This window comes from Schaalia odontolytica (assembly GCF_031191545.1).
In the GTDB taxonomy this organism is placed as follows: Bacteria; Actinomycetota; Actinomycetes; order Actinomycetales; family Actinomycetaceae; genus Pauljensenia; species Pauljensenia odontolytica.
Window position 1 is genome coordinate 646,961 of sequence record NZ_CP133472.1, and the last position, 23,467, is coordinate 670,427.

General features: G+C 65.0%; 18 protein-coding genes and 1 tRNA gene. All 19 read right to left on the bottom strand.

Features of this window, described 5'->3' with window-relative positions; translation table 11 throughout:
• Positions 1-6: 6 nt before the first annotated feature.
• The 19 genes from RDV55_RS02810 to RDV55_RS02900 all read right to left on the bottom strand — a co-directional run bounded on the left by RDV55_RS02810 (position 7) and on the right by RDV55_RS02900 (position 23,466).
• Complete coding sequence (locus tag RDV55_RS02810) at positions 7-1,326, bottom strand: PHP domain-containing protein (protein ID WP_111824359.1); 1,320 nt, start codon at positions 1,324-1,326, stop codon at positions 7-9.
• A gap of 158 nt (positions 1,327-1,484) precedes the next feature.
• Entirely contained in the window at positions 1,485-3,938 is a 2,454-nt protein-coding gene (locus RDV55_RS02815) for an alpha-ketoacid dehydrogenase subunit alpha/beta (protein WP_111824358.1), read from the bottom strand.
• Positions 3,939-3,971: 33 nt separating this feature from the next.
• Complete coding sequence (gene lpdA / locus RDV55_RS02820) at positions 3,972-5,339, bottom strand: dihydrolipoyl dehydrogenase (RefSeq protein WP_111824357.1); 1,368 nt, start codon at positions 5,337-5,339, stop codon at positions 3,972-3,974.
• A 16-nt stretch (positions 5,340-5,355) separates the two neighbouring features.
• Positions 5,356-6,699 (bottom strand): dihydrolipoamide acetyltransferase family protein, encoded by a 1,344-nt coding sequence (locus RDV55_RS02825; protein ID WP_111824356.1) that lies wholly within the window; start codon positions 6,697-6,699, stop codon positions 5,356-5,358.
• 10 nt (positions 6,700-6,709) lie between these two features.
• On the bottom strand, positions 6,710-7,459 hold the full coding sequence (locus tag RDV55_RS02830; RefSeq protein ID WP_111824355.1) for a DeoR/GlpR family DNA-binding transcription regulator: 750 nt from the start codon (positions 7,457-7,459) through the stop codon (positions 6,710-6,712).
• A 331-nt stretch (positions 7,460-7,790) separates the two neighbouring features.
• On the bottom strand, positions 7,791-8,222 hold the full coding sequence (locus RDV55_RS02835) for an RbsD/FucU family protein (protein ID WP_111824354.1): 432 nt from the start codon (positions 8,220-8,222) through the stop codon (positions 7,791-7,793).
• Positions 8,223-8,235: 13 nt separating this feature from the next.
• A complete protein-coding gene (locus RDV55_RS02840; RefSeq protein WP_111824364.1) occupies positions 8,236-9,231 on the bottom strand; it encodes a LacI family DNA-binding transcriptional regulator in 996 nt (331 codons plus the stop codon).
• A complete protein-coding gene (locus RDV55_RS02845; protein ID WP_111824353.1) occupies positions 9,206-10,615 on the bottom strand; it encodes a rhamnulokinase in 1,410 nt (469 codons plus the stop codon). Before RDV55_RS02845 ends, RDV55_RS02840 begins: the two co-directional genes overlap by 26 nt.
• 171 nt (positions 10,616-10,786) lie before the next feature.
• Positions 10,787-12,550 (bottom strand): L-fucose isomerase, encoded by a 1,764-nt coding sequence (locus RDV55_RS02850; protein WP_111824352.1) that lies wholly within the window; start codon positions 12,548-12,550, stop codon positions 10,787-10,789.
• 189 nt (positions 12,551-12,739) lie between these two features.
• Positions 12,740-13,798, bottom strand: coding sequence for an ABC transporter substrate-binding protein (locus RDV55_RS02855; RefSeq protein WP_111824351.1), 1,059 nt, complete (start codon positions 13,796-13,798; stop codon positions 12,740-12,742).
• 92 nt (positions 13,799-13,890) lie between these two features.
• The gene (locus tag RDV55_RS02860; RefSeq protein WP_111824363.1) at positions 13,891-14,844 is read right to left on the bottom strand and encodes an ABC transporter permease; all 954 of its coding nucleotides are present in this window, start codon (positions 14,842-14,844) and stop codon (positions 13,891-13,893) included.
• A 56-nt stretch (positions 14,845-14,900) separates the two neighbouring features.
• Complete coding sequence (locus tag RDV55_RS02865) at positions 14,901-16,418, bottom strand: sugar ABC transporter ATP-binding protein (RefSeq protein ID WP_111824350.1); 1,518 nt, start codon at positions 16,416-16,418, stop codon at positions 14,901-14,903.
• A 189-nt stretch (positions 16,419-16,607) separates the two neighbouring features.
• On the bottom strand, positions 16,608-16,964 hold the full coding sequence (locus tag RDV55_RS02870; RefSeq protein ID WP_111824349.1) for an MGMT family protein: 357 nt from the start codon (positions 16,962-16,964) through the stop codon (positions 16,608-16,610).
• A 22-nt stretch (positions 16,965-16,986) separates the two neighbouring features.
• Complete coding sequence (locus tag RDV55_RS02875; RefSeq protein WP_111824348.1) at positions 16,987-17,901, bottom strand: glycerophosphodiester phosphodiesterase; 915 nt, start codon at positions 17,899-17,901, stop codon at positions 16,987-16,989.
• Positions 17,902-18,277: 376 nt separating this feature from the next.
• A tRNA-Asn gene (locus RDV55_RS02880) sits at positions 18,278-18,349 on the bottom strand.
• A 222-nt stretch (positions 18,350-18,571) separates the two neighbouring features.
• Positions 18,572-19,366 carry a MerR family transcriptional regulator gene (locus tag RDV55_RS02885; protein ID WP_111824347.1) on the bottom strand — a complete coding sequence of 265 codons (795 nt, stop codon included), beginning with the start codon at positions 19,364-19,366 and terminating at the stop codon, positions 18,572-18,574.
• A 975-nt stretch (positions 19,367-20,341) separates the two neighbouring features.
• Positions 20,342-20,722: a 50S ribosomal protein L7/L12 gene (gene rplL / locus RDV55_RS02890; protein ID WP_111824346.1), complete on the bottom strand. Its 381-nt coding sequence runs from the start codon at positions 20,720-20,722 to the stop codon at positions 20,342-20,344.
• A gap of 92 nt (positions 20,723-20,814) precedes the next feature.
• The gene (rplJ, locus tag RDV55_RS02895) at positions 20,815-21,336 is read right to left on the bottom strand and encodes a 50S ribosomal protein L10 (RefSeq protein WP_111824345.1); all 522 of its coding nucleotides are present in this window, start codon (positions 21,334-21,336) and stop codon (positions 20,815-20,817) included.
• A 357-nt stretch (positions 21,337-21,693) separates the two neighbouring features.
• Entirely contained in the window at positions 21,694-23,466 is a 1,773-nt protein-coding gene (locus RDV55_RS02900) for an ABC transporter ATP-binding protein (RefSeq protein WP_111824344.1), read from the bottom strand.
• Position 23,467: the final 1 nt, after the last annotated feature.

Here is a 23,467-nt window from a genome sequence, read left to right on the forward strand (position 1 = left end):
AACTCGTCAGTTAATCGATGTGGCTCGGGCGGCGACCGCGGCGGCGTCCTCGCCGTCGGCAATCGCACGACCCAGGGGTGCGTACTGGCTGATGCGCTCAGCGAGGGCCTCGGGGGTCAGGCGACCCGTGCGGCCCAGCAGGTGCAGGGAGGGGTCCACGGAGGACAGGGCCTCGTGCGCGACGAGGGCCCACGTCGCCTCGTTGAGGTCCGCGAACTCGGGGCGGCGCAGCTCCTCGCAGGTGAAGCGCTGGCGGGGCTGGTTGATGTCCACGCCCGAGATCTCGAGCATGCCGTGGGCGGCCGCCAGCGCGTGGATGCGTTCCAGCTGCTCGGGGGTGTTGCGCGGGGGCATGTAGGTGACGGCGCGCAGGCCGATGGACTCCATGTACTCGAAGAGCTCGTCGAGGAAGTCGTCCTCGAACTTCTCTGCCTTCTTGTCGCCCGTCGGCGAGGCAGACACGTCGCCCAGGTAGGCGTAGGTGGCGATCGCGCCGACCGAGTCGGCAAAGGCGACGACCTCGGCCGCGCTGGGCAGCTCGTCGGTGGGCTGGATGTAGATTCGATCCAGGTAGTTGGCCTTGAGGACGCCCAGAAGGTCGTACATGAGGTGCGGGTTGTCCGCGTCGGAGAGCACGCGGGCGAGGGACTCGGGGACCTCGACACCCATCGAGTCCAGCCCCTGTACCAGGGCGGGGCCGCGGCCGAATCCGCGGATCAGGGCCGAGGCCATGGCGGCGAGCAGGTGGCGCTCGGTGATCCCGCCGCCGTTTGCGTACTGCGAGATGCCTACCATGTCGGAGCGCGGGTCGAAGGGTTCCAAGCCAAGGTCTGTGAGGATCCTGTTGGCGCGCTCGGCCATCGCCAGCGTGCGCTCCAGGCGGGCGGCGCGCTTGGGTGCCAGCCACTGCGCGACCTTCTCGCGGGCCGAAGCGGGCACGCCCTGCACGGTCATGTAGGCGACGCCCACGGAATCGGGGTTGTTGAGCTTACGCTGGGCGAGCGCGGTGCCCTCGCCGAATCGAGCGCGGATCTCGAAGCCGGTGACGGAACCCATTCCCAGAATGCGGGTCGCCTCGCTCATTTCAGCCGCGGCGCCGATCGAGTCGTGGTCGACCGAGCCAACAACGCGCAGGCCGTTGCGGCGCGCCATGAGCGCGGCGTGCGTGGGCGTGTAGGGGCTGAAGGAGAAGCACGTGTGAATGTGGTTGTTTGACTCGGGCACCCAGCTCGGGAAGTGCTCGTCAGCGACCACCGCGCGCAGCGCTTCAATGCGCTGTTCCGCAGTGGTAGCCGGGTCGTTGGTGATGTCCATAGGTTCTGCCATCTCTTCGTTGGGTGGAGAAAAAGCTGTCGTATCGAAAGTGGGGGCGAGGCCGGGGCTCGGTGAGGAGGAGTGTGGCCCCGGCCTCGCGGGCTCGCGTCAGGGAGTGCGAGCCAGGGACGGGGGCGGGTCGGAAAGGGGAACGACCCGCCCCCAACGCCTCAGAGGCCTGCGCGGTTCAGGCGCGCGATCTCGGCCTCGGTCGCGTGCTTCGTGGTGGGCACGTGGCCGGGCAGCGGGAGGATGCGCTCGTGAATTGCGTCGAGGATCCAGGAGACCTGCGGGAAGAAGAACGACTCCATCTCGGGTCCGGGCGTGATGCCGTTGCGCGAGGCGACGACGGCGATCGGCGCGTCGAGGGCGTCGAAGGCCAGGGTCTGCACGTTCGCGGCGACCGTGTTGAGGAAGGAGCCACGCTCGACCGCGTCCGAGGTGAGGACGAGGCGACCGGTCTTCTTCACGGAGGCGATGAGCTTGTCGTAGTTGAGCGGTGCGACGAAGCGCAGGTCGATGACCTCGGCGCTCAGGCCGTACTTCTCAGCCAGGACGTCCGCGGCCTCGAGGGCCTTGTACACGGTCGCGCCGTAGGCGGCGATCGTGATGTCGGTGCCCTCGCGGCGGATTGCCGGCTCACCCTCTTCGGTCTCGTAGTAGCCCTCGGGCACGCCGCCGGGCTCGAAGTCCTCGCCCTTGTCGTAGAGCTTCTGGCTCTCGAGGAACACGACCGGGTCGGTGCCGGCCAGCGCAAGGTTGAGCATGCCCTTGGCGTCGGTCGGGGTCGTCGGGAAGTAGACCTTCAGGCCCGGGATGTGCGCGACGAGGGCGCTCCAGTCCTGGGAGTGCTGGGCGCCGTACTTCGCGCCCACGGACACGCGCAGGACGAGAGGCATCTTGAGCAGGCCGGCGCTCATCGACTGCCACTTGGCCATCTGGTTGAAGACCTCGTCGCCGGAGCGGCCCAGGAAGTCGCAGTACATGAGCTCGACGACCGCGCGGCCACCGGCCATCGCGTAGCCGACGCCGGCGCCCACGATCGAGGCCTCGGCGATGGGCGAGTTGAACAGGCGACGGTAGGGCAGGGCCTCGGTCAGGCCACGGTAGACGGCGAAAGCGCCGCCCCAGTCGCGGTTCTCCTCGCCCCATGCGGCCATCGTCGGATCGGTCTTAAAGCGGTGGAGCATGGCCTCGAACAGGCCGTCACGGAACTGGTACATGCGCATCTTGGAGACGGGCTTGCCGTTCTCGTCGACGGAGGTACGCACCTTCTTGGCCAGCGCCTTCACACGCGGGTTGTCCTCGAGGTCGATCTCGGGGGTCGCGTCGTCGAAGGCCTCGACCTTCTCGTTGGAGAACATGACGGAGTCGATGTAGCCGTCTGCGACGCGCGGGGTGGCCTCGTCGTCGATCGAGAGCTTGAGGACGTTGACGAGCTTCTCGGTCAACGAAGCCGTGTAGCCGTCGATCTCATCCTGGGTGGTCAGGCCGTTGGAGATGAGCAGGTTGGAGTACTCCTTGATGCAGTCCACCTGCTCCCACAGGTCGACCTCTTCCTTCGTGCGGTACGAGGAGGCATCCGACGGCGAGTGGCCGGAGAAACGGTAGGTGATGGTGTCCATGAGGACGGGGCCGCGGCCCTCCTCGAGGATCTTCTTCTTGCGGGTGGTCGCATCGGCGACGGCCAGCGGGTTGAGGCCGTCGACGCGCTCGGCGTGCATGGCCTCGGGGTTGAGAGCCGCGCCGACGCGGGCGAGGACCTCGTAGCCCATGGTCTCGCCGAAGGTCTGGCCGCCCATGCCGTAGAAGTTGTTGAAGAAGTTGAACAGGATCGGCGGGTTGCCGCCGTCCTCCTCACGCCACAGCGAGCGGAACTGGTCCATGGACGCGAAGTTCATAGCCTCCCACACGGGGCCGCACGCCAGGGCCGCGTCACCGACGTTGGAGATGACGATGCCGGGCTTGCGGTTGATGCGCTTGAAGAGGGCCGCGCCGTTCGCGACGGGGGCGGAACCGCCGACGATCGCATTGTTCGGGTAGGAGCCGAACGGCAGGAAGAAGGTGTGCATCGAGCCGCCCAGGCCTCGGTTGAAGCCGGACTTGCGGGCGAAGATCTCCGCGAGGGCACCGAAGAGGATGAAGTTCTCGGTGAGGTCCTTCGTGTCCTTGTAGTCGATCTTCTCGGCGTAGGACAGTGTCTCGCCGCCGAGGAAGCCCTTCATGATGCCCTCGAGCTGGCCATCGTCCATCTGGTGCATGGCCGAGTAGCACTTGGCGAGGATTTCGCCGTGCGAGCGGTGCGAACCGAAGATGAAGTCCTCGGGGGCCAGGACGTAGCTCTGGCCGACGTAGGCGCTCTCCTGGCCGATGCCCAGGTGGGCGGGGCCGGGGTGGTTGTATTCGACGCCTTCCCAGGCACCGGTCTTCTTGATGGAGTCGAGCATCGACTCGAAGGTGCGCACGACGATCATGTCGTGAAGCATCTGGACCATGCCCTTTTCGCCGTAGCGGGCAATCTCGGTGTCACGGTCGAAGGTGTACTGGTTGACGGGAACCTCGGGGAACTTCACGTACCCGGGACGACGCACCTCGTTGGGGTCGATGATAAGAGACTGAGTCATAATTCTACTCTTCCTTGACGTAGGGGATGTTCATTAGAGCTTGACGGCCCACGCGGCTTCGCGGATGACCTCGGAAACCGTGGGGTGCGGGAAGACGACCTGACGCAGGTCCTCGACGGTCAGTTCCATCTCGAGGACGGCCTGCGCGCCCCAGATCATCTCGGCGGCGTACGCGCCCAGCACGTGGATGCCCAGCACCTGGTGAGTCGTGGGGTCGACGAGGATCTTCGCCTCGCCCGGTGCCTTGAATCCGTTCTCCGCGATGAAGCGGCCGGACATGAGGGCGGGAACCTTCGCGACGAGGACATCGCGGCCCTCACGCTTGGCGGCGGACTCGGTCAGACCGACGCCGGCGGCCTCGGGGATCGAGAAGACGGCCCACGGGACAGTGTGCCAACGCATGACCTCGCCGCGCTTCTTGGCGGCAGGGTCCAGGATGTTCGCCGAGGCGATCTCCGCCATGCGGTAGGCTGCGTGCGCCAGGAGGGAACGTCCGGTGACGTCACCGATGGCCCACACGTTGGGCAGGTTGGTGCGCATCGTGTCGTCGACGACGACGCCGCGGTTGATCTCCAGGCCAGCCTCTTGCGCGCCCCAGCCCTCCGTCGCGGGACGGCGACCGACGGCCATGAGGACGACGTCGGCCTCGACGCTCTTCTTCTCCTCCCCCTTGGAGTAGTGGACGGTACCACCGTCGAGGGACTCGACGCGGCAGCCCAGCTCGAAGGTCACGTCCTTCATGGCGGCGCGCGCCTTGGCGGCCAGGTCGTCGTCCATGAAGGGAAGGATCTCGGGGGCCATCTCAATGACGGTCACCTGGGAGCCGAGAGTGGCGTACAGGGAGGCAAACTCGACGCCGATGACGCCGCCGCCGATGATCGCGAGACGGGCCGGGATCTGCGGCAGAGAGAGGATGCCCGTGGAGTCGACCAGCGCCGGGTTGTCCTGGGTGCCGGGCAGCGGGGGCATGGCGGGCACGGAACCCGTGGCAATGATGACGTGGTCCGAGGTGTACGTCGTGCCCTCAACGGTCACGCGACCGGGGGCGTCGAGGTGGCCTCGCCCGTTGATGACGGTGACCCCCGCCTTACGCTCTGTGGCGGCGACGCCTGCGACCAGGCCCTTCACGACCTGGTCCTTCCAGGCCTGCATCTGCGTCCAGTTGACGGCCACGCCCTGCGCGTCCACACCGAACTGGCTGGCTTCCTTGGCGTGCAGGTAGTTCTTCGCGCCGTTAAGCAGGGTCTTGGTGGGGATGCAGCCCACGTTCAGGCAGGTGCCGCCCAGGTACTGCTCCTCCACGAGGGCGACCTTCTTGCCCGCGTGTCCGAGGCGCTCAGCGGCCAGGTAGCCGCCGGGGCCCGCACCGAGGACGATAACGTCGAAATGCGTCTCACTCATGAGTATTCCTCTTTCCTCAGGCCAGGACCGTCACGTCAATGTTCTCGATGGCGGCGACCAGGTCGCGCAGGAAGCGAGCGCCGTCCGCACCGTCGATCACCTGGTGGTCGATCGTCAGCGACAGGTTGAGGCGCTGCTCCACGCCGATCGTTCCGTCGGCGGCCACGGCCGGACGCGGGGTGATCGCTCCGACGCCCAGGATGGCCGTCTGGGGCAGGTTGATGACGGGGGTGAAGGTCTCGATACCGAAGGATCCGATGTTGGAGACCGTGAAGGTGCCGCCCGACAGGTAGTCAGGCGAAATCGTGCCGTCGATCGCTCCGCCGGCGAGGCGCTTGGCCTCGTCGGAGAATGCCTTCAGGCCCAGGGCCTGCGCGGAGCGGATGACGGGGACGAGGAGCCCGCGCGGGGTGTCGCATGCGAAGCCGAGATGGACCTGCTCGAACTCGGTGAGGACGCCGCCTTCGAGGTGAGCGTTGAACACGGGGTACTTGAGCAGGGTGCGAGACACGGCGAAGCAGACCAGGTCGTTGAGCGTGATCTTGTTCAGGCCCAGTGCTTCGTCGGCGTTCTTGACCTTCTTGCGCATCGCGAGGATGCCGGCGGCGTTGGCCGTCGTGTTGAGGGTCAGCTGCGCGGTGGAGGTCAGGGACTCCATCATGCGCTTGGCGACGACCTTGCGAACACCCTTGAGCGGGGCGGAGGTCGAGGCGCCGGGGAAGTCTGCGGCTGCGGCGGGGGCGGCGAGCGCGGCGGCCGGGGCGGCCTCGGGGGCGCGGTCGGCGTCGGCGACGGACACGCGTCCGCCGATACCGGTGCCTTCAGCGGCGCTCACACCGGCTACGCGCGCGGCGGAGGTCAGGGCGGGGCCGGCGGCGATAGCGGCGGCAACGTCACGCTCGATGACGCGGCCGTGGGGGCCGGAGCCCTCGGTGATGGCCGAGGCATCGACGCCGTTGGAGGCCGCGAGGGCGCGGGCACGCGGGGAGACGGCACCGGTGGCGCGCTCGGTCGCAAACGCGGGGGTGGCCGATTCAGTGGGAGCGGCGGAATGCTCGGCGGGAGCGTCGGCCTCGGCGGGGGCCGCGTCGCCACCGGGAACGAGGCCGGAGATGTCCTCCCCGGGCTCACCGACGATGATGAGCGGATCCTTCACGGGGACCTCGTCGCCTTCCTCCCACAGGAGCTTCAGGACGGTACCCTCGGCGGTCGAGGGCACCTCCATGGTCGACTTGTCGGTCTCGATGGACGCGAGCGTCTGGTCGACGGCGACGGTGTCGCCTTCTGCGATCATCCACTCGACGATGATGCATGACTCAACAGAGTTGCCCAGCTGGGGCATCACCACGATGGTGGCCATGTGTTTCCTCCTAGACGATGCGCAGCTTCGTGCGCTCGGCTAATTCCTTGATGGATTCTTCGGGGATCTCATCGTCGGTGATGATTCCGGTGACCTCGTCGATCCCCATGAAGCTGACGAAGCCGGCTTCCCCATACTTGGAGGAGTCAGCGAGCAGCCACGTCTCTTGTGCGCGAGTGCGCATAATGGAGCCGACCTGTCCACCTTCTACGAGCTGGGTGGTCAGGCCCCGATCAACGCTGAACCCGTCGGTTCCGAGGAAGGCGACGCGCGCGTTGAAGTCATTGATTGCGCGCTCGGCAACCGGTCCCACGAGGGACTCGGACTCGGCGCGGAAGTGTCCACCCGTCAGCGTGATGTTCAGGTTCGGGTTGGAGCGGGCGTTTGCAAAGACGAGCACGGAGTTTGTGAGAACCTGAACTCCGCGCTTGCCGGTGAGGTACTTGACGATGAGGGCGCACGTGGTGCCGGCCTCGATCATGATGCGGTCGTCGTCGTGGATCATGTCGGCGGCAGCGCGAGCGATACGTCCCTTGACCTCGACGCGGTCGTTCTGGCGCAGGTGAATGTTTCGGAAGGTGGTGGGGCGCGCGCCTCCATGGGTGCGCACGAGGTACCCCTGCTCGTCGAGGCTCTTGAGGGAGGCGCGCACGGTAACGGGCGAAACACCCAGGTCACAGGCAAGCTGCGCGACGCTCACCTCACCCTCCCGGGCGAGGCGATCCAGGATGTAGTTCGTGCGTTCTTCTGCACGTCCCATGGGCACCTCTTCACGGAATCAGCGACCTTCCTTGTCGCTTTGTCTTTCGTTAAGAAAAGAATAGTCACTAAAACGAAAGTATGCAACATCACGCGATCAACGGTCACAGGCGTGCACGCAGGGCGCACAAACGTTCAGGACGAGGCTTCCCATTCGTCAACATTCAATGATATTGCAGGGATAAATACACTGGTGGGCGACCCGTTCAGGCCACCCACCAGCTATGCAACTCTCCGGCGAATCCCCCCAGCCCCCTCCACAAGAAACGAAAATGAAACGAAAGCACTCGTCACTCTTGGATCACGGTGCTTCCTGGGGCGGAAAACGGGTTTTACTCCCCGGGCTGACGGACGCCAACCGTCAGGAGCAGGTTTCCGTAGAGGCGCTGCTCACCCGTCGCTACGATGATGCCCACGTTCTCCTCGCGCGCGGCATCGTAGAAGTCCCAGCGGGAAATCTCGCCGAACTCCACGCCGGGCAGCGCCGCGCGGAACTCGTCGTGGATCGGGATCTCCACCGGATCAGCATCGGGCGCGGGGGTCATGATCTCGGCGCGCTCGATCGGAATCGTGCGCTTGAGGACGTCAAGCACCTGGCTAACATCCAGGAGCCCCGGGGCGAGGTTGAGGGAAATGAGCTCGCAGCGCGGATTCACCCCCGTCGTGTGCGGGTAGTTCGCGTCAGCCAGCAGGATCTTCGAGCCGTGGCCGGCGGCCGCGAGCGCGCGCAGGAACTGCGGGTGAGTCATAGGACCATAGAGCATGAGCGTACCTTTCTTACAGGTGTGAACTGGACCGGATGACCAGCTCGGGGTCGAGAACGATGTCCTGGGAGGGACCTCCGCCCATGAGCGAGCGCACGAGCCGCACCGCAGTGCGTCCCAGGCGGTCGAAGGGCTGGTGAATCGTCGTGAGCGGGGGCGCGTAGGAGTCCGCGCCGTCGATGTCGTCGAAGCCGACGACTCGCACGTCGCGAGGGACCACTCCCCCGCGCTCGTAGATGTAGCGCATGGCACCCAGGGCCAGCTGGTCGTTCGCGGTCTGTACGCCCTGGGGCAGACGACCGGCCGCTCGCATGACGTCGTAGCCGTCACGCGAGTCCCACGAGTCGGGCTCGAGCACCACGGGCTCGATGTCGTAGGACGCACACGCCTGCTCGTAGCCGATGCGCCGCATCTGCGCGTCCGACCAGCCGGCCGGACCCGAGATGTGGACGACGTCGGTGAGCCCCTGGGCGAGAAGATGCTCGGTCGCCAGGCGCGCACCTCGCACGTTGTCGACCGCGACGGTGGAGATGCCGTCGAGCCCCTTTTCGCTCGTCAGGACGAGGACGGTTGGGAAACGCTTGCCCGCTTCAATCGCTACGTCGATCGTCGGGTCCTGACCACCCAGGATGATGACTCCGTCGACGTCGAAGGGAGCGAAGTCGTTGCGCAACTGACCATCCGGGCCGTACGCGTAGGACAGGGACACGTGATACCCGGCCTGCGACGAGGCGTTGAGGATCGACAGCAGCACGCGCCCGTGTCCGTGGAACATGGGGGCTGCCAGCACGACCTGCAGGACGTTGGTGCGCTTGGCCGCGAGCGCTCGCGCCGCGTAGTTGGGCACGTAGCCCAACTCCTCAACGAGCTTAGCGATGCGCGCCCTCGTCTTCTCCGACACCTCGGGGTCCCCGCGTACGACCCGCGAGACCGTGTTCGTCGATACGCCTGCCCGCCGCGCGATGTCGGCCAGCGAGACTTTCTTAGCTACGGGTCGGGACGTGGACATGGGTCGCTGCACTGGCTGCGATGACGGAGGCGCGGTCCTCCTCGGCGAGGGCGCCGATGGTTTCAAGCTGCGCGAGGAGGGAGCCGAAGGTCGAGGCCTCGATGGGTCCGCGCACGACGGTCACGCCGGAGATCTGAGCGGTCAGGTCGCACAGGAGGCGGTTGCGCGCGCCTCCACCCACGAGGTTGAGCTGGTCGGGGGCCTGCCCGGTGGCCTCGGTCAGTTCTCCGATCGCGCGCGCGTAACGGCGGGCGAAGGACTCGATGATGACGCGCACGTACCCGGCCATGGAGTCGGGACGGGCCGCACCCTGGGCGTCCAGGGCCTGATCGATCTTGCGCTGCATGTCACCGGGGGTGGCGAAGGCTTCCTCGTCGGGGTCGAATGTGCCCGAGGCGGCGGGCAGCTCGCGGGCCTGCGCAACCAGCTCGTCGGTGTCGGTGGGCGTGCCCTCACGCTCCCACTGACGCTGGATCTCCTGGAGGATCCACATACCGGTGATGTTGAACAGGGGGCGCACTCCCCCGTCGGTGCGCCCTTCGTTCGTGATGCCCAGGTCGAAGGCGGCGTCGCTCATGAGGGGCTGGTCCTCGATGGCACCCAGGACGGACCAGGAACCGCAGGACAGGAAGTAGGCGCGCTTGCCTTCTTCGATGGGCAGACCATGAACGGCGCACGCGGAGTCGTGGGCGCCGCCGCGCACGACTGTCAGGGTTTCGAGGCCGGGGATGGTGCAGGGCCCAACGACGGTACGGTCGGCGGACAGATCACCGAACCAGCCGCGCGGGATGCCGAGGCGGTCGAATACCTCGGCGTTGAAGTCGCCACCGCCCGGGGTCAGCAGGCCGGAGGTCGAGGCGATCGTCCGAGACCATCCGACGACGCCGGTCAGACGGTAGGCGAAGTAGTCGGGCAGGAACAGAGCTGCGGCGACGCGCTGCGCGTCGGCGGGGTTCTCCTGCAGGAAGGCAAAGAGCTGGTTCGCCGTGTTAATGGTCGCCGGCTGGTTGCCGGTCAGGTCGAAAAACTCCCGGTCGCCAATGCGATCGCGGAAAGCATCGAGGGTGCGGGAGGTACGCTCGTCACGGTAGGCGACGACGTCGCCGACGAGCTCGCCGCGCTCATCGAGGGGGGCCCAGTCCACACCCCACGTATCGATCGAGACCGCGCGGGCATCTGGGAACTGCTCGAGGGCTTTCTTCAGGCCGGTAATCGTCTCGGCCTCCATCGTGGCCACGTCCCACGTGAGGGTGCCGTCTTCGCGGCGGCGGGCCTCGTGCTTGAAACGGTGGATGTCCGTGACGTCCAAGCGTCCCTCGTGCAGCGTTCCGGCTAGCACTCGTCCGGATGCGGATCCAAGGTCAACAGCAAGTACGGTGGTCATTGAAGGTCTCCTCCAGATACGCCCTGGGTCGGCGTGTCCCGTCGTTGGGTTCTCGCGCAGCTCTCCTCATCGGCGAGGCCGGGGCTGCGTCCCGGAAAAAGGTTCCCCGGAAGGGAGTGGCACCGGTCGGGCTCGAGGAGAGAGGACACCCGAGCCCGACCGGGAGTTGCATCAGCGGTACATCGGACCGAAGGTCTCGCAGGCGCGGAAGTCCGCGGCTTCGAGGGACTCGGTGCCGAACAGCGACCATGCCTTGGGGCGGAACACCCGCTCCTCGGGGACGTTGTGCATGTTGACCGGGATGCGCAGCATCGACGCCAGCGTGATGAGCTGGCCACCGATGTGGCCGTAGGAGATCGCGCCGTGGTTGGCGCCCCACGCGTTCATGACGTCGTAGACGCTCTTGAAGGCACCTTCACCCGTCAGGTTCGGGACGAACCAGGTGGTGGGCCATTCGATGTTGGTGCGCTCTTCGATGGTGAAGGCAACCTCGTCGGGCAGCTCGACCGTGTAGCCCTCGGCGATCTGCATGACCGGTCCGAGGCCGCGCACAAGGTTGATGCGGCACATCGTTACGGGCATCTCGCCGGAGGTGCGGAAGTGAGTCGAGAAGCCACCGCCGCGGAAGTAGCCGGTCGAGGCCGGGTGGAAGGTCGTGGCCTCGAGCGTGGCCGCGCGGTCCTCCTCGGTGAACTCATACCAGGGCTTGATGACGTTCTTGCCATCGCGCACGGCCTTGCCGGCACCGTCCAGCGTGGTCGATCCGGAGTTACGCAGGTCGAGCAGACCGGCGGCCGCGCGGCCCTCGGGCTTCCATCCGGTAGCCTTCTCGATGGACTCGGGGCTCCAGTAGGTGCGCACGTCGGAGAAGATCTGCGGTGTGTTGGTCAGCAGGTAGCCGAAGAGCATCGAGGCACCGTTGAGCGAGTCGTTCTCAGTGGCCACGACGGAGGGCTGACGGATGCCGGTCCAGTCGAAGTTCGTGTTGAGGATGGTCTCCAGGACGTCGCCGTTGGGGAAGTGGTCGGTCCACTGACGCTGGCCCTGGAAACCGGCCGCGATGGCACCGTGGCCACCGGCCTCTTCCTCGAAGCCCAGCTCAGCCAGGCGCGGGTTGCCGTGCATGAGATCGCGGGCGATGAGCGTCATCTTGGTGACGAACTTCCACCAGTCCTCGTGCTTCTCGGGGTACTGCCACTCCGGCGGGTTCCAGTCCTTGCCCTGCTTGAAGTTCTCGCGGATCCACTGGTACGCCTTCTCGTACTCCTCGGGATCGTAGATACCCTCTTCGATGCGACGGGTGAACTCGGTCATGTCGATGTACTCGTTGCGCATGCCGAGGTAGGAGCCGAAGAAGTCGGGGTCGACGACGGAGCCTGCAATGCCCATCGAGACGGAACCCATGGACAGGTAGGCCTCACCCTTCATCTGGGCGACGGCCAGGCCTGCGGTCGCGTAGTCGAGGAGACGGGTGCGCACGTCCTCAGGAATGGAGGTGTCGTCAGCGTCCTGCACGTGCTCGCCGTAGATGCCGAATGCGGGGATGCCGATCTGGGCGTGGCCGGCCAGGGCGGCGGCGAGGTACACGGCGCCGGGGCGCTCGGTGCCGTTGAAGCCCCAGATGGCGTGCGGCATCGCGGGATCCATGTCGGTGGTCTCGGTACCGTAGCACCAGCAGGGGGTGACCGTCAGGGTCAGGCCGACGTTGTTCGCACGGAACTTCGCGGCGCAGGCCTGCGCCTCGTGGACTCGACCAATCGTGGTGTCAGCGATGACGACCTCGACCGGGCTGCCGTCCGGGTAGCGCAGGTTGGAGGTAAAAAGCTCGGCGACGGACTTCGCCATGTTCATGGTCTGCTCTTCGAGCGACTCACGAACGCCCTTGCGGCGGCCGTCAATGGTGGGTCGGATTCCGATGCGGGGGTGGTTTGTCATTTATCCTTCATCCCTCTTGAAGACGTCGATGTCGGAGCGCGGGGGCGCTCGCCCCCTCGGATCCTTCGAATGAAAAAGTGCCGGGTCCGCGGGACCCTCCCCACCCTCGTGGAGCGGGACCCGCGGCGGGCCACCGGTTCAGTTTGTCACTTCCCCGGCCCCGGCCTCGTGCCCGATTCAGCTAGCGACTCACTCGTACAGGTTCGCCTTGATGTCAGCGTTATCAATGTTGGTCTTGTCGTACCAAGCGAAGCCGGAGTCGATGACCTCGGGCAGCTCAGCGCCGTTGAGGGCGGCGACGGCAGCCTTGACCGTGTAGTAGCCGATCTTGACGGGCGACTGGGTCACGGCACCAGCCTCGGTGCCGGCCTTGATGGCGTCGATCTGGGTCTTGCCCGAGTCGAAGCCGACGACGGAGAGCTCCTTGCCAGACTCAGCAACACCCTGGACGATGCCCGAAGCCGCGGCCTCGTTGGAGCCGTACATGCCGACGATGTCGGAGTTGGCCTGGATGATGGACAGCGAGGTGTCGGCGGCCTTGGTGACCTCACCGGCGATCTGCTCGTCGAGGAGCTTCAGGTCCGCGGGAGCGTTGGCCTTGAAGTACTCCTTGAAGCCCTCGCAGCGCTGCTTGCCCGTGGTGGAGGTCGAGTCGTGGCAGACCATGCCGACCGAGCCCTTCTTGCCCTTGAGCAGCTCGATCATGTGCTTGGCGGCCTCAGCGGCGGCGGCCTTGTTGTCCGTCTGGACGGTGGTGACGGGGATGTCGGACTCAACACCGGAGTCGAAGGCGACGACCGGGATGCCCTTTCCATCGATCTCCGACAGCAGGTCAGCGGCAGCCTTGGAGTCGAGGGCGGCGAAGCCGATGGCAGCCGGGCCGGAGTCCAGCGCGGACTTCAGTTGATCGGTCTGCTCGGTCACCTTGGTCTCGTCCTGCGGGCCGACGAAGTTGACCTTGTAGCCCAGCTCGTCACCGGCCTGCTCGGCACCTTCCTTCACTGCCTGCCAGAAGCGGTGCTGGAAGCCCTTGGAGACTAGGTAGATGGTCTTGGTGCCATCACCCTTGACCGCGGCCTTCTCCCAGTCCTGCATGTCGCCGGAGGTGTCAACCTTAGCGGAGCCCGAGCTCTCGCTGGGCTTGGAGTCCGAGGAAGCGGAGGAGTCCGTCGAAGTCGTGCAGGCAGCCAGGCCCAGGGCCATGGAACCGACGGCGGCGGCGGCGAAGATACGTCCGATGGGGCGCATTGGTTTTCCTTTCGTGGGAGGCGGGAGGATCCCGCCTATCTGGAGGGGTGAACCGGCATTGGTTCACGGGTGTAATTGGGATGGATGAAGAATCAGGCTGCGTTTTCGCGGATGCGACGCAGGTTGTCGATGACGACCGCCAGGAGCAGGACGATACCGGTGACGACGAACTGCCATTCGGCGGCGATACCCATCATGGTGAGGCCCTTCTTGAGGGTCTCCATGAGGATCGCGCCGACCAGAGCGCCGGGGATCGAGGCGCGGCCACCCGACAGGGAGGTACCGCCGATGACGGCCGCGGCGATGACGTTCAGCTCCATGCCCACGCCCTCGGCGGGCTGGACAAGGCCACCACGGGCAGAGTAGAGGACGGCGCCGATGGCCATGAAGGCACCCGCAACGACGTAGATGATGATCTTCCACAGGCGCACGTTGACGCCCGAGAGGCGCGTGGCCTCCTCGTTGGAGCCAATCGCGAGGGCGTAGCGGCCCAGCAGCGTCTTGTTCATGAGGAAGGTCGCCAGGATCGTGAGGAGGACGAAGATGAGGACGGCGTTGGCGACGTACGGGATGAGCATGCCGGAGGCGATGTACTTGTAGCCCGGGTTCGCGATCGAGATCGACGCCTTGTCGGAGATGATCAGGGCGAGGCCTCGGGCAACCATCATCATCGCGAGCGTTGCGATGAAGGGCGGCAGACCCAGGATCGAAATGTTCAGGCCGTTGACCAGGCCAATCGCCATGCCGACGAGGAGGGTGAGGACCAGGCCCGCACCGAGCGGCAGGTTCATCTTGTCGCCCGCCAGGAAAACACCGGCCATAACGGCCACGAGGCTCAGGCCGGTACCAACGGAGAGGTCGATGCCGGAAGTAGCGATGACGAAGGTTGCGCCCAGGGCCATGACGCCGATGTAGGCGGACTGCAGGACGATGCCCAGGTACACCTCACGATTCACGAACGCGAAGTTGGGCACTGCAAAGCTAAAGAATGCCAGAACGACCAGCAGCGCCAGCGTCACGAGCAGCAGCTGCATGTTGTTCTTCATGAAGGTCTTGAAAGGCGACGGCGCCTCCAGGCCCTTGTTATCGACGGCGGCGGTGCTCACGCGTGTACTCCGTTCGCTTCTTCCTGGCCGACGGTGGCCAGTTCCATGATGTTTTCTTGGGTGGCTTCCTCGTTGGAGAGGGTGCCGATGATGCGGCCGTGGGCCATGACGGCGATGCGGTTCGCCAGACGCAGGACCTCGGGTAGCTCCGAGGAGATCACGATGATGGCTTTGCCCTGCTTCGCCAGGTCTTCAAGCAGCGTGTAGATCTCGTCCTTCGCGCCCACGTCGATACCGCGTGTCGGTTCGTCGAAGATCAGGATGTCGGTATCACGCTCGAGCCACTTGGCCACGACGACCTTCTGCTGGTTACCGCCCGAGAGGCTACGGACCTCAACGTCGACGGTGGGGGTGCGTGTACGCAGCTTCTTCACGTAGTCCTGAGCGACCTCGCGCAGCTTCTTGACGGCAACGACGGACCCCTTCGTGAAGTGATCCATGGCAGCCATGCCCGTGTTAAACGACAGGTCCTTGTCCAGGAGCAAACCGAACTGCTTGCGGTCCTCGGACAGGTAGCCGATGCCGTTCTTCACGGCGTCGGTCGCGCTCTTGATCGAGACCTTCTTTCCGTGGACGTAGATGTCGCCCGCGGTGTGGGGGTCAGCTCCGAACAGGGCGCGCGCGACCTCGGTGCGGCCGGCGCCGACCAGGCCCGCGAATCCGAAGATCTCGCCCTTCTTGACCTCGAAGGAGACATCGTGGACAGCCTTGACGGTCGAGAGGTGCTCGACGCGCAGAACGGCCTCGTCGGAGAGCGGTTGGGTGGTGGGGCGAGCGTCCGCCGGGACCTCGCGACCGACCATCATCTTGACGACCTCACTCATGGGGGTCGAGGCCGTGTCCACTGTGCCGATGTACTTGCCATCGCGCAGGACCGAGATGCGGTTGGTGAGCTCGGTGAGCTCGGGCATGCGGTGCGTGATGAAGATCAGACCGGTCGTCGGGCACACGAAGTCGCGCACCAGCTCAAAGAGAGACTCGGTCTCGGTCGTGGTCAGAGGAGCCGTGGGCTCGTCCATGACCAGGATCTTCGAATCAAAGGACAGCGCTCGCGCGATTTCCACCATCTGCAGGCGCGCGACGGGCAGGTCGCGACAGTGGGCGGTGGGATCGATGTCCATGTTGAGGCGCTCGAAGAGCTCGCGCGCATCACGAACCATCTTCCGGTCGTCGACGTATCCAAACTTGGATGTACCGGGTCGACCGATGTACAGGTTCTGGGCGACGGTCAGGTCAGGAACGATGTTGAGTTCCTGGTGGATGATCGACAAGCCGAGGTCACGTGCGTGCTCCGGCGACTGAATGTCGACCTTCTTCCCCTGCAGCCAGATCTCGCCGCCCGGGTCGGACTTGTGTATACCGGTGAGCACCTTCATGAGCGTGGACTTGCCCGCTCCGTTCTCACCGCAGAGACCCAAGACTTCACCGGGTCGAAGGTCGAGGTCCACGTCGGACAGCGCCTTCACTCCGGGGAACGTCTTTGAGATCCCCTTTAGCTCTAGTAAGTTCGTCACTTCTCACCCCTTGGGTACCAGTAACTTCTCTGTTTCTGGAGTTTGCTCCCCCGGCTTCGTTAACGCTAACGGTCACTGTTCCGAGGAATCGCCCTCTTCGGCGTCCCCCTTAGCGTAAGGCATCACAGGAGATCGCGCGACCCAAATCGGGGATCACGTAATCAAATCGTAATCGAACAAGGATGCCAATCATCCTGACAATTCGAGGTCATTTCGCACTTTTTCAACGACAGCCCGCGCGACAGCGTTGAGCCAATCCTGCTCGACGACGCATTCACTGAGCAGCAGTTTTCCGCGATGCGGATCGTGAGGCATCCCCTCTCTCTCCCACTCAGAAACTCCCTCACCCCGAACGGTTGTTGGAAAAGTTCCGTGAACGTTCACGACGCGCCACCACGGGACGTTCTCTCCCCAATCACGCATGATGAGGCCAACCACCCGAGGCCCCGTCCCAAGAGCCGCAGCAATCATCCCGTAGGTCACCGCCCGCCCCGGCGGTACCGCCTCGACGACCCGCAGCACAGCCTCAACCAGATCCTCCCGCATATTCTGCCTCGTCGCCTGATGGCTACGGGTGCACCCTCGACGGATACGAGGCCATCAAGCCAGATGCTCCATTTGCGAGGGCTCGCTTCACCTGCCCGGCATTGGTAATGATGTGCGCTATTGTCGGCTTCTTTGCCGCCGCCAGGGTCTTCCACACGTGCGCTCCCGCATTCCATTCCATGCCGAGGACGTCCCACTGGGCGAGCCGCGCCCCCGCCACCTCGGCAGGGTACAGCATGGCCATCGTCCGATATCCGCGCGCCTTGGCTCGCGTTGCACTCGTGCCCTTGGCGAAGGTCTTCCACAGGACGCGTCGCTCGGGGTGGCCTCCGAATGCCCTGTGGAGGTACTCGAAAAGAGCCTTTTCGGAAGCCAGATCCCCCTTGTTCTTCTGGTCCTGGGAAGAGGTTGTCTTATGGTCGATGGCGAGGACGACGTTGGCGGGGATGCGCGCAACGATGTCCGTCAGGCGCATGAAAGGCCCCGCCCCCTGACGCAGGGTGCGCAGCGTCGACCACGGAGTGTTCCAAATCTGATACTTGGTTCCCGGCACGGTTCGAGCGGTGGTCCAATCGTGGATCGCGACAAACTCCCCCGACGCGCAGCGTCGCAAGGAGACCTCAAGCGCTGTGAATCCGGCTCGGAGCGAGGCGTCGAGTCCCTTTTGAGTGAACTCCGGATACTCGGTTCCTCCCATCCGGTGACTGATGTAAAACGGTCGTCCAGCCAGAAGCCTCTTGACCATGTCGGCGCCGGCCGCGTGGACGGGGGCCGAGGCCTCATCCACGCTGAGCAGGTGCGCTCCTGCGCCAGAATTCCTCGCCTGCGCGCCGCCGGTGGCCCCGAGCGCATCCACCGCCTGGGGAATAGATGCCTGCGCCGTCGCGGTGGCGTCCGCGCCGCCGTGGCCGGGTTGAGTGGAGGGATCGCTCGCCATGGATCCATACCTTCCGATTGTTTTCGTACTCGCGGCAGCGTGGGCGGAGGCCAGCGAAGCCGTTGAACGGTACTGTCCAACTCCGGCGGCGCTCCACTGCGCGATGTCTGCGCCGTCGATACTATCTCGGTTATCCGAGAACCCGGCTCGCAGAACGCTGTGGTTACAGAAAAAACGTGTTGGTCGCGGGTGAGGGACAGGTGTCGCTGTATGGGCGATGCGACCGCGTTAGTTCCAGCAGAACGCATCGCCCCAGCCCGGTCTGACTCCCGCGGCTGGGCGGGTTGAACGGCACGCTTCATGGGCCAGCGCTGGGCGCGAGTCACAGCAGATGAGCAAAAAGTTCCCCGGCCCACAAGGACCGGGGAATGAGAAGCTCCTGCGACTGGATTCGAACCAGTAACCGTCCGATTAACAGTCGGATGCTCTGCCGTTGAGCTACGCAGGATTGCGACAAGAGAAGATACTAGCAGAGGCGGCGCGAAACTGGCAAGCCGGATACAGCTCCACCGCTATGCTGCGCATCACGCAGGAGGGCGGCTGCTGCTGCGCCCCTAGGAGGCACGCACTTCTCCGTGCCGCTCAGGCTTGCGCGGCTAGTCGAAGCGCCTGACCCGCAGCCCTCACTCGAGGCTGCGGGTCCAGCGCTCTCAGAGCGGGAAGCTCCGCATCAACGCCACTGCGGGTCGTCCGTATCGACGCCGCGCGCAACTGCGACGTGCTCGATTGCGTCCGCGAGCCACTGAGCAAAGCCCTCCTGCTGAGAGTCGTAGTGGGAGCGGAAGCTTTCATCGCACAGGTAGGCACGAGAAATGAGGTAGTGCTTCGCTGGGCTCACGGGGAAGTACTCGCTCAGCGCGTCCCGGTGTGCATCAACGAGCTCGACGGCCCTGTCGCTGTCAGTGGCGACGCGTGCGCGAATGGCATCGATCATGTCCGATTCGATCCTGCGGATTCGCTCGGTGCTCGCATGCCAGTCGCCCGCCTGCCACGAGGCGGTGCGGCGGTGCCACTCTTTCCAGTCGTCGGTCTCGCCGTAGCATTCCTCGGCTCGCGCCTGGTGGGCCGCGAAGTCGGCGTCCCCCAGAATCTCCCCGATCTGTTCGACGGTCAGCGCGTTGTCGTTCATTGCATCCTCCAGAAGTATGTCGAGTGCTTCGATCATCATGTCCGTCTCTTGACGGTGAGCGATGAGCCTTTCTCGTTGCCGCTTCAGGTGGGAGATCCCCGACTCGCCGGAATCGAGAAGAGCCTTGATGTCCGTCAGCCCCATCCCGGTCGCCCGGTAGATGATGATCCTTTGGACGCGGGCACAATCCTCGGCTGAGTAGAGCCGGTAGTTCGACCAGCTTCGCTCGGCGGGAGCGAGGAGGCCTCGGGCCTCCCAGTGATGCAGCGTTCGCACCGTCAAGGAGAATCGCTCAGCGACCTCGCCGACGGTGTAGAAAATGTTGTCGTCGCTCATGGAAATGATTCTGAAGCCTCACGTCACGTCATGGTCAAGCGGAAGAAAGTTCCCGTGTCGCGGGCACGTGAAAAACACGCCAGAGCACGCGGGCCCGCCGATCAGGCACGCAGATGTCCCTGACCGGGCAGTCTGGCGATCCGGATAGGTTACGACGATCCGGATAGGTTAATAAGCTATCCGGATGCTCACAACCTATCCGGATAGCAACAACCTATCCACACACACAGCCTGATTCAGCCAAAAGGCTTGTTTTGGGCGTTTCCACTCGATCGGTCTGCAGTTTGATGACGACACCGCCTCAAGTCGCGGGCTCATCGCCGCCAATTGGGGGGAATCGCACCATTAGAACCGCGACACGCCGACGACACGCCGGCAGCCAGCTTCTAATGCTGCCAAACCCCCATCACCACCGGTGTGGAGGCCACCGGGAGAACCAGCGAGCTTGGGTGCGGCACCACGCGGGCAGTAACGACGCCACAACCAGGCAAATCTCGCACGTAATTTAACGCGGTCATTTTTCGAGACGCCTCAAAAACGTTGCAATTCCAGCGATGTAAGGTCGATGTTTGAATGAGTCATAGAAGAATTACGTGCGAACTTGCTGGTTGACGGCCATAGCTAGGCTTCGAGACGAGGCGAATCGTACTCAGCACACCAGGCCCCACTGGTGTGGAGGGCACCGGAGAGACCGGAGGACCTGGCTGCGGTGCCCGTGGGCGGCGGCGGGGCCTGGCCGGGCTTCGAGACGACGCGCCGAGCCGAAGGCTCGCGGCGCGGACGGCTCGCGGGCAGGCCGCCGCCCACGGGCACACCAAGCAGCCCGGCCCAAACAGACCGCGGCGCCCGGAACACCGGTGGTGCCACAAGCAACACAACGCCCCCACGCATGCGTCAAGCCCCGCCCCGCGGATGCGGGACGGGGCTTGCTCACCCAACGAGGGGTGAAAGTCTGAACGATTCAGACGGGGAACGTCACTTAAGGGTGACCTTGCCGCCGGCCTCTTCGATCTCAGCCTTGGCCTTCTCGGCGTCTTCCTTCTTCGCGGCGGGGAAGATGGTGGAGGGCGCGGAGTCAACCAGGTCCTTGGCTTCCTTCAGACCCAGGCCGGCCAGGTTCTTGACGACCTTGACGACGGCGATCTTCTTGTCACCGGCGGACTCGAGGACGACCTCGAACTCGTCCTTCTCTTCCTCGGCGGGGGCGTCACCGGCGGGGGCGGCAACGGCGACGGCTGCGGGGGCAGCGGCCTCGACGTCGAAGGTCTCCTCGAAGAGCTTCACGAAGTCGGAGAGCTCGATGAGGGTCATTTCCTTGAAAGCTGCGATGAGCTCGTCATTGGAGAGCTTAGCCATGAGTGGCATCCTTCCTAATTGGCCTGCACGAGTGCAGATTGTTGGGTAGTTTCACGCGGCCAGGGTGACGGCGTGGAACATGGCCTGTCTCGTCAGGCCGCCTCGCCCTGCTTTTCACGCAGAGCATCGATGGTGCGCACTGCCTTGACGGGCAGAGCGTTGAATGCGAACGCCGCCTGACCAATCTTGGCCTTGAGGACGCCTGCGGCCTTGGCCAGCAGGACCTCACGGGACTCGAGATCGGCAAGCTTCTTGACACCCTCAGCGCTCAGGGGAGCGCCGTCCATCGCGCCGGACTTCAGCACGAGGGCGGGGTTGTCCTTAGCAAAATCACGCAGGGTCTTGGCAGCCTCGACGGGCTCGCCGGAGACGAAAGCGATGGCCGTGGGACCCTTGAGGTCCTCAGCCAGGAAGTCGAGACCGACCTCCTTGGCAGCCAGGCGCGCCAGCGTGTTCTTTGCCACGGCGTAGGTCGCGTTCTCGCCCAGGCCGCGACGCAGCTGCTTCAGCTGGCCGACGGTCAGGCCGCGGTACTCGGTCAGCAGGACGGCGTCGGCTGCGCGGAAACGCTCCACGAGCTCGGCAACTGCTGCCACCTTGTCGGACTTCGCCATGGTCCTCCTTCCAGATACGTGACCGTGGGTAAGAAAAAACCCGACACGCAGGATCGTGTCGGGCGTACGCTCGATTGCAGCACAAGGCTACTCACTCACCTGCGTTGGATTTTCCTCCACTATCGTGGACACCAACGGTCTTCGGCACAGATCAGCTTAACAGGGTGCGCAACGGCTCGCAAGCAACGGGGCGAGCATCACAGACGAGGCTCGGGCAAGAACACCGGCGCGCACTGGCAGTCCGGTCGTCGCACGAGGCCGATGTGTCTGTACGCTGACGCTCAGCTCAGGGCACTTCCTCGTACTGGCGACCGCTACCCCGAGTCTGCCCAGGGAACGCATGTGCCTCGTTGAGCTCTACCGCGACTGCACGAGACGCCAGCCGGCTGCGCGGGATCGGGCTTCCCAGAAGGCCCGGTACTGGCCGCCGGATTGCGCATAGAGCTCCTCGTGGGTGCCAATTTGCGCGACGCGCCCATCATGGCCGAGGACTATGATCTGGTCGGCGGCCGTGATCGTGTCGAGCTTGTGCGCGATGACGATGAGGGTCGCGTCGCGCCGCAGGGCTGCCATGGCGTCGGTGACGCGCGATTCGTTCTCGGGGTCCAGGGCGCTCGTCGCCTCGTCGAAGAGAACGACGGGCGCCGCCTTCAGGAGTGCCCGGGCGACGGAGACCCTCTGGCGTTCGCCGCCGGACAGTGCCCGACCGGCCTCACCGACGGGAGTGTTCCAGCCGAGCGGCAGACGGGCGACGATCTCGTCGACTCCGCTCAGGCGGGCTGCCTCTTCAATCGCCGCGCGACCGGCGTCGGGGCGACCAACCGCGACGTTGGCCTCGAGAGTGTCATCGAAGAGGTAGACGTCCTGAAATACGAGGGAGAGCTGCGCCATCAGCTCCGCCGTGTCCCAGTCGCGCACGTCATGCCCGCCGAGACGCACGACACCACCGTCCACGTCGTAGAAACGCGCAACCAGGCGCGCGATCGTCGTCTTGCCGCAGCCCGAGGGACCCACGATCGCCGTCATGGTCCCCGGTTCGACTCGGAAGGAGACCCCACGAAGCACAGGACGGTCGGCCTCGTAGGAGAAGTTCACCTCCTCGAAGGAAACGCTTCCACTCAACGCGGCGTCAACCTCCTCGCCCGTCACCCCGTGAGCGGGGACGGGCAGCTCGGGGGCGGAGAGGATCTCGTGGCTGAGGTCCAGGACGGGACGACGCGTCTCGAAAGCCGAGGTGAGGATGCCAACGTCAACGAGCACCTGAGTGAAGCGTAGGAGCAGGCCGATGGCGACGATGGCCTCCACGGGGCCGACGCTCTTCCCGACTGCCAGGAGACCGATCGCGCATATCAGCGAGACGACGACAACCTGCGCGGCCATGCCGTTGACAATCTGGCCGAGGGTTTCCCTGATGAGAGAGCGGCGGGCAGCTGCCCCGTAAGCGTTTTCGGCTCGTTGGAGAGGCTCGTAGGAGGATGAGCGCCCGCACGCGCGCAGCGCTCCCTGCTTGGTCGCGTACTCGACGATGCGGTGAGACAGCTCACGGGCGGGCGGCTCCTTCAACGCGGAACCCGATTGAAGGCACAGGCGGGCCACCCAGACTCCCCCGCCGACGATGGGAATCGAAGCCACGCACACCACCCCGAGGACCGGCGAGAAGACGGTGATGCCGACGAGCATCGTCAGCGATGTGACTATCGAGGCGATCAGGGGAGAGTACATGTGGGCAAAGATCTCGCCCAGCACCATAAGTTCGCGCGACACGAGGCGCGAGGTCTTTCCAGCCGACTCCGCCCGGAACGATCCCAGCGGCAGGGATGCCACCTTGTCCCCGATCGCGCGGTGCATGTTGGACAGGAAGTCAAAGGCCACCGAGTAGGAGCGCATGGCCAGCAGATACTCTGCGACGAAGGAGAGCGCAGCGCATGCGGCCAAGGCAATGAGCCAGGCACGCAGACTCATGCCCCACGCGGGATTGCCCGAGGTCAGGGCAATGGAGGCCGGGATAAAAGCAACCAGGGAGACTCCGCGCACCACGCCGACGATGCAGGACAGGACGCTCGCCTGGGCGAAGTCGGCTCGCCCCTGCTCGGAGAGGGGTTCGCGTAGCTGGGAGATGAGGCCGAACATG